Annotated in this window: 10 protein-coding genes; 6 read left to right on the top strand and 4 right to left on the bottom strand. The window is 70.4% G+C overall.

Going from position 1 to position 12,525, the window contains the following annotated elements; translation table 11 throughout:
• The first annotated feature begins 83 nt into the window (after positions 1 to 83).
• From ACX1D3_RS03825 to ACX1D3_RS03835, 3 genes are all read left to right on the top strand, one after another.
• A complete protein-coding gene (locus tag ACX1D3_RS03825) occupies positions 84 to 2,909 on the top strand; it encodes a hypothetical protein (RefSeq protein ID WP_458995661.1) in 2,826 nt (941 codons plus the stop codon).
• 4 nt (positions 2,910 to 2,913) lie between these two features.
• Positions 2,914 to 4,710, top strand: a complete 1,797-nt coding sequence (locus ACX1D3_RS03830; RefSeq protein WP_458995662.1) for a DUF2867 domain-containing protein — start codon at positions 2,914 to 2,916, stop codon at positions 4,708 to 4,710.
• Between the two features lie 350 nt (positions 4,711 to 5,060).
• Complete coding sequence (locus tag ACX1D3_RS03835) at positions 5,061 to 5,780, top strand: hemerythrin domain-containing protein (protein ID WP_458995663.1); 720 nt, start codon at positions 5,061 to 5,063, stop codon at positions 5,778 to 5,780.
• Between the two features lie 124 nt (positions 5,781 to 5,904).
• Here the strand turns inward: ACX1D3_RS03835 and ACX1D3_RS03840 are convergent, their stop codons facing one another.
• The 4 genes from ACX1D3_RS03840 to ACX1D3_RS03855 form a co-directional block, all read right to left on the bottom strand.
• Positions 5,905 to 6,822: a putative endonuclease domain-containing protein gene (locus ACX1D3_RS03840; protein ID WP_458995664.1), complete on the bottom strand. Its 918-nt coding sequence runs from the start codon at positions 6,820 to 6,822 to the stop codon at positions 5,905 to 5,907.
• Between the two features lie 212 nt (positions 6,823 to 7,034).
• Positions 7,035 to 7,550: a mycothiol transferase gene (locus ACX1D3_RS03845; protein ID WP_458995665.1), complete on the bottom strand. Its 516-nt coding sequence runs from the start codon at positions 7,548 to 7,550 to the stop codon at positions 7,035 to 7,037.
• Positions 7,551 to 7,586: 36 nt separating this feature from the next.
• Positions 7,587 to 8,081, bottom strand: coding sequence for a flavodoxin family protein (locus ACX1D3_RS03850; protein WP_458995666.1), 495 nt, complete (start codon positions 8,079 to 8,081; stop codon positions 7,587 to 7,589).
• A gap of 45 nt (positions 8,082 to 8,126) precedes the next feature.
• On the bottom strand, positions 8,127 to 9,023 hold the full coding sequence (locus ACX1D3_RS03855) for a DMT family transporter (protein ID WP_458995667.1): 897 nt from the start codon (positions 9,021 to 9,023) through the stop codon (positions 8,127 to 8,129).
• Positions 9,024 to 9,167: 144 nt separating this feature from the next.
• On the opposite strand from ACX1D3_RS03855, the gene ACX1D3_RS03860 reads away from it, so the two are divergent.
• From ACX1D3_RS03860 to glsA, 3 genes are read left to right on the top strand one after another with little or no spacing between them, the layout of a single operon-like run.
• On the top strand, positions 9,168 to 9,947 hold the full coding sequence (locus ACX1D3_RS03860; protein ID WP_458995668.1) for an META domain-containing protein: 780 nt from the start codon (positions 9,168 to 9,170) through the stop codon (positions 9,945 to 9,947).
• A 43-nt stretch (positions 9,948 to 9,990) separates the two neighbouring features.
• Positions 9,991 to 11,472: a leucyl aminopeptidase family protein gene (locus tag ACX1D3_RS03865; RefSeq protein WP_458995669.1), complete on the top strand. Its 1,482-nt coding sequence runs from the start codon at positions 9,991 to 9,993 to the stop codon at positions 11,470 to 11,472.
• 12 nt (positions 11,473 to 11,484) lie between these two features.
• On the top strand, positions 11,485 to 12,516 hold the full coding sequence (glsA, locus tag ACX1D3_RS03870) for a glutaminase A (protein ID WP_458995670.1): 1,032 nt from the start codon (positions 11,485 to 11,487) through the stop codon (positions 12,514 to 12,516).
• Positions 12,517 to 12,525 lie beyond the last annotated feature (9 nt).

Raw genomic sequence — 12,525 nt, forward strand, 5'->3', positions numbered from 1 at the left:
CGCCCTGTCCAACCACCCCCTCCCCACACATAATCGGCCCAGGAAGCGGGGGCATCCGGTCCACCGCAGCGTCGGAGGTTGCCATGCCCAGAGAGTCGCTCGAGTTCGCCGTCGGCCGCCTGCCCTATGCCAGCGAGCTGTTCGGCACCTACCGCCCGATGATCGGGTGGGCCTCGAAGCGCAAGACCGACCGCATCACCCGAGACCTCGGCGGCTCCCTCTCGCCGCTCATGAAGGAGATCCTCGCCAAGTACGTCACGGGCAACACCTACGGGGGCCCGCCGGAGGACCGGCACGTCGAGGGCTTCGATCTCGGCCGCCTCGCCTCGTCGGCCAAGCCCCGGGTGGTGCCCGCCGACTCGGGCACCTTCATCATCCCCGAGCTGCAGCGCATCATCCTCGAGCGCCTCGGCGGCAACCCCGTCCCGACCGATCCCGATCGATGGCGCGAGTTGGTCAACGACGAGACCGTCCGCGAGGCCTACGGCAACTCCGACAGGGCGACGATCCGCGCGTGGTCCGAGTGGGCCAACGAGCTCTGGCAGCTGAACCCGCAGCGGCCGGGGGAGTCGGCGGGGCAGCACTCCCAACGCGTCTTCGACCTCATGTACGCGGTCATCGACCGCGAGTCCCGCCTCGGCGCGGCGCTCATCGACCTGGCCAACGCCGGCGCGGTGGAGGTGCTCAGCTCGCTGCTGTTCGCCCCCGCGCCCGACCCTGAGGCGGTCTTCGCCCAGTTCAAGGCGCTGCAGGACCGCCTCAACGACCCGTTCCTCAACTTCGACCCACGCGACGGCCTCACCGGCGTCGGGGTGTCCCCGCTGGGCATCGTGCACTACTTCCGCCAGTTCTTCTTCGAGCTGGACACGTTCCTCGGCCCCGCCGTCGGGCACGTGTGGCTGACGCCGGGGACGACGGTGGAGCTGATCGAGTCCAGCACCCGCCGCACCCTGGTTGAGCAGACGGTGGAGACCGAGCAGTCCTCCACGACCAAGCGGGAGATCGAGGACAAGCGGCAGGAGGACGTCAGCCAGGCGGTCAAGGAGGAGAACAAGTCGGACTCGAAGCTGGGCTTCTCCACCACCGTCAACCAGTCGTGGCCCACCGGCGACGCCACCGCCACCGGCACGTTCAACCTGGACAACACGCAGTCCGAGGCCCGCGACACCACCTACAAGCGGATGCGCGAGCAGTCCGAGAAGCTCAGCACGGAGATCCGGTCCAGCTACAAGTCGACGTTCAAGACCGTCACCGAGACCACCGACGTGTCCAGCAAGCGCTACGTCATCAGCAACCCCGGGCTCAAGCTGCAGAACTACGAGCTGCGCCGCAAGATGCGCCGGGTGGGGGTGCAGGTGCAGGACATCGGCACCTACCTCTGCTGGGAGACGTTCGTCGACGATCCCGCCCGCGAGCTCGGCCTGGCCAGCCTCGTGCACATCGCCAAGCAGCCCGACGTCACCCCGCCGCCCTACCCCACGGACCTGCCCACCCCGGAGCGCAAGCCGGGCATCCCGTTCGACCTGAAGGTGGCCTGGGCCGGCGAGGACAACCGCGTGGGGCACAAGGGCCACCCCGCCAACCGCCCCGAGGGCATCCTGCTCGGGCACCGCAAGATCACGGTCGACGTGCCAGACGGGTATGCCTTCGAACTCAAGCCGGGAGACGTGTTCCAACTGCAGTGCCTGTCCGCGCGCGGCGAGGGGCAGTTCAACTCCTACCAGTACCTCGCCAAGTACCTCGGCGGCGCCGACATCGAGGTGATCCTGGGCTGGGGCCAGGGCGGGCTGGACTGGGACGAGCCGCAGGAGATCGACCTGCGCGGCTCCGTGTCGCTCGCCCCGACACCGGCGTTCCTGCAGCACATCGCCGACGCCAACAAGTCGGCGCGCACCAAGGTGGACCTGGACGTGCAGGCGGCGAAGTCGAAGGCCACGGAGGCCGCGTTCTACGCGGCGGCCCAGGAGCGGATCGAGCTGGCGGCGTCGCTGAGGAAGCGGCGGTTCGAGGATCTCCGCGAGGAGGAGCGCACCGTCGTCTACCGTCGGCTCATCGCCGACCTGATGGCGGGCTCGGGCTCCAACCCGAACCATTGGTATGAGCGCGCGAGCGACCAGCAGCGCCACACCTACGCCACCGTGCTGAACGCCATCTTCGACATCGACCGCATGCTGTACTTCGTGGCGCCCGAATGGTGGAAGCCGCGGGCCCGCTCCGGCCTGGTGGTCGGAGACGGCACCTACGAGTTCGGCCCCGACAAGGTGGTGGCCTGGAGCGGGCAGGCCCGCGAGGACAACTACCTCATCACCGGCAAGTCCGAGCCCGCCCGGCTGGGCAGCTCGCTGGGCTGGCTGCTGCAGCTCGACGGCGACGACCAGCGCAACCGCTTCCTCAACGCCTCCTGGGTGCGCGCCGTCATGCCGGTGCGGCCGGGCAAGGAGGAGGCCGCGATGAACTGGCTGACGAAGGCCGACGTCGAGGGCACGGAAGGGCTCGGCTTCACCTACGCGGGCAGCGCAGAGGAGGCCGACGAGATCATCGACGGACTGGCCGGCACCGCGGAGCCGGCGCAGGATCCACCGACGGTCGGCGACGCCATCCGCTACCTGTGCAAGCGCGTCGGCGAGAAGCACGTCGAGGGCCGCACCGTCGCCCTGTTCCCCGACCGCAGCGGCATCGACGACGGGGACAAGGTGTGGGCCACCCCCATCGACAAGGTGTACGAGCACGGCTTCTATCCGCTCGAGCGGTCCTTCAAGGCCACGCCGACGACGTCGCCGGAGGAGGGCGGCAGCACCAACTTCCAGATCATGGCGCAGTGGACCGAGGTGCTCCCCACGGACCAGATCGTGCCCGTGGAAGTGGCCTACGACCCCATCACCGGCAGGCAGATCCCGATCGCCGGGTGAGCGCGTGAAGATCACGGTGGCTCCGCAGCGGCACGGGGGGCTCGTCGCGGACAACCGCACCCACTTCCTGCTGGCGGGCGCGGAGCTGGAGGCGAAGGTGGGGTTCGCGGACGGGTCGTCGCGCTCCTTCGCGGGGGTGAGGGGACCCGGGCCCGGGACGTTCGTCGTCGAGCTGCAGCCCGGCGACTTCCCGCCGGGCGTCGTCGCCACCTTCGTGGACCTCACCTACACCGTTCCCGTGACGTTGGGCGGCACGCGGTTCACCGCGCTGCGGATCGTGCAGCGGCTGATCGCGTCGGCGCCCGCCGAGGGCGATCCGCCGGGGTACCGGTTCGCGCCGGGAGGCTGGGTGGACGCCCTCGGGAGGCTGCGGATCAGCAACCTGCTGGTGCACCCGTTGGTGGGGGCTGGAGGTGTCGCGGCCGGGCGCGTGGAGGTCAACACGCTCATGCTGGACATCACCGACGGCTGGTGGGCGCTCCACGCGGACAACCCCGTCTACGAGCTGTACAAGGCGGTCACCCGCGACGCGCCGCTGGCGATGCGCGTCCTGGCGCACACCGCGGGAGTTCCGTTGATCTGGCACGCGGTCTTCCCGAAGCACCTGGTGGCCGCGACATCGGTGTCGCCGCACATCTTCCTCCAGCCCTCGGACAACCGCGAGGGCCAGAACCTGCCCGACGACGAGAAGTACCTCACCGGGAACGGCGAGTACTTCAAGGGAGACGGCAGGGCGCTGATGAAGTACCTCATGCCGCCGGTGCCGGACACCGCCGTGGCGGGCCTGCTCTCCCGGTTCCCCACCGTCACCTTCTGGCGCAACGTGCTGTGCATTCTGCGCATCGGATCCGGAGTCCGCACGGGACAGGTCACGCCCATGCAGTGGTCCATCCCTGCAGGATTGCAGCGGGCGTTCGAGCAGCGCGGGGACGTGAGGCCGGCGCAGTTCCTCCTGGTGCCGCAGCGGACCGGGCTGGCGTCGTCGTCGGCCTCCGGCTGGTACGGCGCGGCCGTCACCGCGCACGTGCGGCGCACCTCCGACGCCGTCCTCGCCCTCATCCAGACCAACACCGCCCTCACCCTCCACGGCGGCGACACCCTCCTGACCCGCGACAAGCTGGTCTACTCCGGCTTCAGCGAGTCCGGCTACGACCTGTGGAACGTGGGCAAGGAGCTGGGTGAGCACCTCAAGGCCATCGTCGCCGTCGAGCCGCAGAACCTCAACAGCGTGCAGAACGACTACCGGCCCAAGAAGAAGGTCGACGGCGGCAACGCGGCCGAGGGGGAGACGGCTCCCAAGCCGGAGCGGGTGGGGCCACCGCCGGCCGTGGGGAAGGACGTCATCCCGGGGCTGCTCAAGCGGGGCGTGAAGATCTACATCATCGGCCGGCACCACCGGCAGTACGGCCCGCAGGTGCCGGCCCACCCGCTCCTCGTGAGGCTCCCGAACGACCCCGCGAAGGTCTTCGCCTACCCCCCGTCCGCTGCGGCCAACGACTTCGTCAAGTACCGGATCCAGCGCCTCCTCGAACCGGCGTCGGACACGCTGATGCCCGACGGCGAGCGCGAGATCATGGACACCCTGGCCATCCGCGGGATCACCGGAGAGAAGGCGCTGGCCCACATCATGGTCAAGGAGGCCAACGACGACGACTCCATCCCCGACGGCCTCCAACGCTGGTACTCGCATCAGTTCGCCCTCTCCGGCGGCGACGAGCTGACCTTCGATCCGACGGCGATCTACGGGACGTCGATCGAGTACCGGACGTGGTTCCAGGCGGCGGTCCACGACATCGGCTGACCCCGGCGCCTCCGCTGCTGCGGCCGGCCTGTGCTGGCCGGTGCCGTCTCGCTGGTTGTGGTGGCCGGTCCCTTCCCGGTGGTTGAGCCAGCCGCGGGCGCGGAGCGCCCGCTGCTGCGTCGGAACCCCGGGCGCGGAGCGCCCGCTGCTGCGTCGGAACCCCGGGCGCCCGGTTCGAGGACTCGGGTTGGAGGACTCGTGTGAAGGCGCCTTTGTAGCCTCGCGCACCCTCCGCCCGGACAACCGCCGCGCGCGCGAACAGCGCGATCCCGCCGCCCATTGCCAGCCCACCCCGTCGTTCCCACAATGGCCCGCAGGGGTGCCGTAGCGCCCGGAGACGAAGGGGAACCATGACCGACTTCTACGTTGCCGCCCCGGGCGAGAGCGCGCCGCCGATCCCCGGCGGGCCACAGCTCTGCAACGGGACCGCGGACATGCGCGTGGTGCACAACGCGTTCCTGTACGGCTACACCGACGCTCCTGCGCTGATCCGCTCCACCCCCGCATGGGATTCGCGACGCTCCGAGTTCGTGGGCCACTACCTTGCGGAGATCGACGCCACGCTGCACACGCATCACGAGTCCGAGGACGAACTCCTGTGGGACCGGCTCGAGCAACGGGCCCCGGGCTGCGCGCTGCACGTGGGGCAGATGCGGGCGCACCATGCGGAGGTGTCGCGGCTGCTCGCGAAGGCCGCGCCGCTGCTCACCGCATGGCGAATGAGCGCCGATCCCAAGCTCGGTGCGGAGCTCGCCGACGCCTACGACGAGCTGCTCCGCGTGCTCAAGGTCCACCTCCGCCGCGAGGTCGTCGAGGTGGTGCCCGTGGCGGAGAAGGTGATCACGGCCGAAGAGTGGAAGCACCTCGGCGACCATTCGATGGACGCCATCCCGAAGTCACGGCTCCTCGTGCAGCTGGGCATGATGCTGGCCGCATCGCCTGGGGAGTCGCGGCAGATGTTCGACGAGCTGCCGATGCCGATCAGGTTCATGTACCGCCTGGTCGGGAAGCGGCAGTTCGAGCGCCAGTTCCGTGAGCTCTTCCCCGGCCGCCCCATCCCGCAGACCTGACCCGGCCGGCCCGACGCATCCTCGCGCGTCCGATCAGCTATCTGTCACGCTGAGGGTCGTACTCGACCCTCAGCGTGACAGATAGAGGGAAGTACTGATCAACGAAGTCTTCCGAGAGTGGTGTCTAGTCCTTCGGGCAGCGCCGGCACCGTCGGACCCGCCCCTCCCACCCCCGCGACGACAGAGCCGTGGCCACCTGCGCAGCCACGGCACAGGTCTGTCCCACCACTGCATTCCAGCCGTAGCGGAGGGTGAGTGCGCCGTCGTCGAGGAGTCGCTTGTTGTCGCGCAGCATGTCCTTCGACCAGTCGGTGTGATCGCGCGCTCCGTCGAGCTCGATCACGAGCTGCTGCGCCACGTAGCGCACGTCCATGCGCGTCGACGCGTCCACCACCTGTCGCTCTCCGGGTGGGAGTCGATGTCTCGCAAGGACTTGGCGGCTGAACCGCCACTCCAGGGCGCTCTCGATCCCCTGCCCAGCCTGGGTGCACAGCTCCGTCAGGACGGCGGAATGGCGGGTGCGTTCGCGGGATCGCAGCTCCGAGAGAACACGCTCGGGAGTGGTCTTGCTCTGGGCGAGCGCCCGAGCGACCGCCGCGACTGCCGCGTCCTCCGTCGCCTGCCCCGCCAGGTCGATCAGTGATCGCTCGACGGTGGTGCGCGGTGGGGTACCCATGGAAGTGGGGTGCCCCCGTCGAAATTCCACCATCCAGGTGCCGACTGTGAAGTCACGCCTCCTGGATGGTGCCCAGACCGCGAGGGCCGGGGGTTCGTCGCGGACCACCTTGTGCAGGTAGGCAGCAGCCTCGGCGCCCAGTGCCGCCGTCGGTCCGCCGCGCAGAAGCCCGGCCCAGGCCGCGGCCAGCCACGTCGGGGCGGTGGTCAGAAAGATCCCCGGCGATGGCTGCTCCCAGTTGGTGGACATCCGCCGGACGACGGTGGCTGTCAGGCCACCGCCGATGAGCTGGTCAGTGGCGATCACCCCCGATTGTGCACGGATGAGGGCCTCGAGACCGGGGTTGAGGAACTGCCTGGGCTGCACCAGTCCGAGGTTGCCAGTTCGGGCGACGCGCGCAAGGCCGGGAGACGATGCGGACAACACCCCGTCGATGATGGACAACACCCGCACCGTTCGCGCCATCACGCGCCCCCGACAGTGATTGATCAGTGGTTCCCTCAATGTCACGTCTGAGGTCGTACTCGACCTTGAGCATGACATTTAGAGCTGGGCGCCATCGGACATCCCCTCGCCGGTCAGCCGGCGGCGGTGCGGGGCATGCCGCAGATGTAGGCGGCCTGGGCGATGTGCTGGGCCGCGTCGTCGATGATGCTCACCAACCGCACGCTCCGGCTCACCGGGGGGTTCCAGCGGTGGTCGACGATGTCGTCGAGGGCGGACTCGTCCAGGGTGCGGATGTAGTCGATCAACGCGTCGACCGCGGCCGTCACGTAGTCGACCAGCAGCTGCGGATCCACCACGACGACGGCGCGGGCCTCGTCGGCGGTGTGGCCGTAGCCGATCCCGTCACCCACCTCGCCGAGGGCGAAGAGCTCCCGGAACCCGGCTCGGGTCCAGATCTCGTCGAGGCCGGTGAGGTGGGCCAGCTGGAGGTCGATCTCGCGCCCGGTGTGCCAGAGCAACCAGGCCACAGAGTTGGGGTGGCCGGCGGGGTGCGCGTTGAGGACCTCGTCGGTGAGGCGCGGGCCGAGCGCATCAAGGGACTCGAGGGGGCGGGAGGCGGCGTCGAGCAGGATGTCGAGGGCGTTCATGGCGACAGTCTGCCCGGTCCTGACCGGGGGGAGGGGCTACAGCGCCGCGCGCAGGGACGCGCCCCACCGTCGGGCCCGGTCCAGCTCGCCGTCCTTCAGCGGGCCGTACTTGCCCTGCACGATGAACCCTTCCGGCTTGGCCACGCTGCGGTAGCCCTTCCCTTCGAGTTCCTTCGCGATGGTCGGCGCACCCTTGCCGAAGGGTCCGCGGACCTCGGTGTCGAAGGAGGCGAACGCGGCCGAGCCCACGGGCAGCGCGTCCAGCCACGCGCGGATCGACGGCCCGCTGAGGTCAGGTTCTGGTGCGCCCGGCTCCGGGTGATCCGCGATGTCCTGCCGCGTCCGCTCCGAGGAGAGGTGGAACGCGAACACCGGCCCGCCTGCCACGATCAGATCCGCGCCGGCGAGTTCGTCGGTGCCCGCCTCCTTGGTGGGCAGTGCGACGGCGCCCTCCCCGATCCCCTCGGCCACGGCTCGCGCCACCGCGGCGGTGTTTCCCCACAGTGATTCGTAGACAACAACGGCCTTCATCGCCCGTCCTTCCAGGTGCAGCCAAGCCTACGCGCGCCAGCTTCCTCAGTCCGCGAGCTTCGCCGACGCCGTGGCCGGGTGGAACCGCGACAGCAACACCACGCCGGACACCGCCACGCCTGCCGCGATCACCATCATCACGGCCGCCGACGGCGTCATCTCCGCCCCCTCGCCGAGGACCGCGAAACCGAACAGCACCGCCGCGATGGGTCCGACGGCGTTCATGGCGCCCACCACAGTCTCGGCGGGGCCGTTGGCGTAGCCCTGCTGCATGAAGGCCGTCGCGGCCAGCGAGCCCACCACCATCATCACGGCGACCGTCCAGAAGGTCGGTGACTGCGCCCAGCCCCCGTCGGTGACGATCTCCCCGACCGCCTTCATCAGGCCGGCCTCCAGACCGAAGATCGTGGCGCTGGCCGAGGCCCATGCGAAGCATCGCCAGGCCTGCGGGCCCCGCCAGCCCGCCAGGGCGAGCCCACCGGCGACCGCGAAACCGGCGAGGGCGCCGACGACGAGGTAGGTGTCGTCGAACACGTCCTCCTCGACGGCGTGCCGCACCGCCACCACCGCGAACCAGATGGTGCCGGCCACCGCCAGGCCCACGGCGCCCCACAGCTTCAGCGGGAGCGTGTGGCCGTGGATGCGGCTGGCCAGCAGCACCGTCCAGGGCACCGCCAGGATCGCCAGGGGCTGCACGACGCTGACCGGCGCCATCAGCAGCGCCACCACCGAGATGATCGCGCCCACGCCGTTGAGCACCATGCCGAGCCACCAGCGCGGGGAGCGCACCAGCGCCCACAGCTGCCCGCCGCTCAGGCTCGTGTCGTGGCCGCCGCCGTCCGACTGCTCGCCCACCACCGTGTGCTGGACGGTTGCCGCGAGAGCGAAGAACACCGTCGTGACCACGGTCAGCGCGATGGCCAGGGGGATGTTCTGCTCCATGTGGGTCCTCTCACGTGCGTGGCGGGCCGACCCGCGCATGCAGCGTAGCCACATGGGTGTGGTGCGCGGACTACCCAGTTCGGGTGATGTCCAGGGCGGGATCGGGGGAAACGATGGCTTGGCCGACCACGAAGGAGAACATCAATGGCGAAGGCACTCTGGACGACGGCGGTGGTGGCGGCCTCGCTGCTGCTCGCCTCGTGCGCAGCCGCGACCCCGGCCTCCCCACCGTCCGAGGGGGACCTCGCGGGGGTCACCTGGCTGCTCGAGGATCTTGCGGGCGAGGCGCCGGCCGACGGTTCCCCGGTCACCGTCCACTTCGCCGACGACGGCGCCCTCTTCGGCTCCGGCGGCTGCAACCGCTTCGCGGGAACCTACGAGATCGACGGCGCCACCCTCACGGTCGGTGACGCCCTCCCCTCCACCATGATGGCCTGCGCGGACGACGTGATGGCTCTCGAGGCCTCCTTCTTCACGGCGCTGACCGATGCCCGAGGGTTCGCCGTCGACGGTGAGACCCTCACCCTCAACGACGAGGGGGGCGCGGCGCTCGGCACCTTCGCCGCGCAGGCGCAGGAGTTGGCCGGCACCGCCTGGAGCCTGACCTCCTACAACGACGGCTCCGCCGAGGTCAGCCTGCTGGAGGGCACGGAGGCTGACCTGACCTTCGCCGACGACGGCACCCTGTCCGGCACGGGCGGCTGCAACCGCATCATCGGCTCCTATACCGCGGGCGACGGCGAGATCTCGTTCGGCACCATTGCCACCACCCAGATGGCCTGCATGGCGCCCGAGGGCCTCATGGATCAGGAGGCCGCCATCGTGGCCGCCCTGGAGAGTGCCTCCACGTTCAGCATCGAGGGCGACACGCTCGAGATGCGCACCGCGGACGACGCCATCGCCGTCCAGTTCACCCGCGCCTGACGGCGCGCCCACCGCCCATCAATCGCGACACCGAAGGAAACCCATGACCCACGCAGCCCCGTACCCCCCGTTCTCCCTTCCCGCCCGTGAGCTGACGGTCACGGTGGGTGAGCTCCCCGACGGCATCGACGCCGTGGCCCACATCGTCTTCGCGGGCGAGCGGCCCCCGGCGCCGAGCGGCATCACGGTCGAGCGCGCCTCCGCCCTCGGCTTCGACGCCTCAGTGGGCAAGACCCTGGTGCTCGTGGGGGCCGACGGTCCCCTGACGGTGCTGGTGGGCGGTGGCGCCCGCGACGACGCCAACGCCACGGTGCTGCGCGACGTCGTCTCGCACTTCGCCCGGGCGGTGCCGGGGCAGGACCGGCTCGGCATCGTGCTGCCGGAGGGCCCGGCGAGCGTCACCGACACGGTGATCGCCGCCGTCGAGGGCGCAGCGCTGGCGCGCTATGTCTACCGCATCGGTCAGGAGGGGCCGGACGCGAAGCTCACGGCCCTCGCGCTGGTGTGCGACGAGGGCTACGTGCCGGCGGTCGAGGCGGCCGTGGCGCGCGCCCTCCTGCTGGTGCAGGCAACCAAGCTCGCCCGCGACCTCACCGGCACCCCGGGCGGCATGCTGACGGCCACCAAGCTCGGCGAACTCGCCCTCGAGCTGGGTCCCGACGCCGGCCTCGAGGTTCAGGTCTTCGGCGAGGAGGAACTCGTCGAACTCGGCTGCGGCGGACTGCTCGGCATCAACCTCGGCAGCGTGGAGCCGCCGGCCATGATCAAGCTGGTCTACCGCCCCGACGGCGAGCCCACCGGCAAGCTGGCCCTGGTGGGCAAGGGCATCATGTACGACGCCGGCGGACTCGCGCTCAAGCCGGGCGACGAGGTGCACGCCGTGATGAAGAACGACATGGGTGGCGCCGGGGCCATCCTCGCCGCCATGACCGTGCTGCGCGACCTCGGCTGCACCGCACAGGTCACCGGCTACCTCATGTGCACCGACAACATGCCGTCGGGTTCGGCGCTGCGCCTGGGCGACATCGTCGTCATGCGCGGCGGCAAGACCGTCGAGGTGATCAACACCGATGCCGAGGGCCGCATGGTGATGGGCGACGCCCTGGTGCTGGCCACCGAGGAGCCCGTGGACGCCATCGTCGACATCGCCACCCTCACCGGCGCCGCGATGCGCACGCTCGGCACCGAGATCGCGGCCGTGCTCGGCAACGACGAGGGCCTGATGGATCAGGTGAAGGCCGCGGCCGAGCGCGTCGACGAGCCCGTGTGGGAGCTTCCGCTGGCCCGCCGCTACCGCCCCGAGCTGAACTCGGAGCTCGCGGACCTGCGCAACATGGGCGGCGCGAACGCCGGCACCATCACGGCAGCGCTGTTCCTCGAGGAGTTCGTCGACGGCAAGCCGTGGGTCCACATCGACATCGCGGGCACGGCGCAGTCGTGGTCGGCCAGCAAGTGGCGGAACAAGGGCACGACCGGCTTCGGCACCCGCCTGCTCATCGACTTCGCGCTGAACTTCAAGGCCTGACAGGCGCGTCCCATGACCCGCACCCGGGAGGCGTCCCGCATTCCCTCCCATGTCTCGACGGGAAGCCTCCCGGGTGCGTCCACCGTCTCGGCCCTGGTCACCCAGGCGCACGAGCGGTACCGCGACACCGCCGAGGGGCGGCCCTCGCAGGTGTATCCGGCGCTCGCCGCAGCGGACCCCGGCCTGTTCGGGGTCTGCGTGGTGGGCGTCAACGGCGCCGTCTTCGCGGCGGGTGACGCGGACCACCCGTTCACCATCATGAGCGTGGCCAAGCCCTTCGTCTTCGCGCTCGTGTGCCGCGCTCTGGGGGCCGCGGGGGCCCGCCGGAGCGTGGGCGCCAACGCCACCGGCCTGCCGTTCAACTCGGCCGCCGCCGTCGAGCGCTCACCGGACGGCCGGACCAACCCGATGGTCAACCCCGGGGCCATCACCGCCACCAGCCTGGTGCCCGGCGACGGCGAGGCCAAGTGGACCGCCATTCTCGACGGGTTGTCGGCGTTCGCCGGCCGGGTTCTCGAGGTGGACGAGGAGACCTACGCGTCCGCGTCGGCCACCAATCACGTCAACCGGGCGGCGGTGAACCTGCTGCACAGCCGGGGGGTCCTGGGCGCGGACCCGGACCTCGCCCTCGACCTGTACACCCGCCAGAGCTGCCTGCGGGTCACCGCCAGAGACCTCGCCACCATGGGAGCCACGCTGGCCGACGGCGGGGTCAACCCGGTCACGGGGGTACGGGTGATCGACGAGGAGCTCTGCCACCCGGTCCTGGCGGTGATGCTGACGGCAGGGCTCTACGAGACCTCGGGGGACTGGCTCTACGAGGTGGGCCTTCCGGGCAAGAGCGGCATCGGCGGCGGGATCGTCACCATCTCCCCCGGTAAGGGCGGCCTTGCCACGTTCGCCCCGCCGCTCGACGAGGCCGGCAACAGCGTCAAGGGCCAGCTGGTGGCGCGCCACCTCGCCAGGGGACTGGGGCTGGATCTGCTGCAGTCGCGCGCCGAGGCCGCACCCGCCCTCGCCGAGCCCCGCCACGGAATCGCCTGAGCCCCGGCG

Source organism: Tessaracoccus yangjingae, from assembly GCF_054483935.1.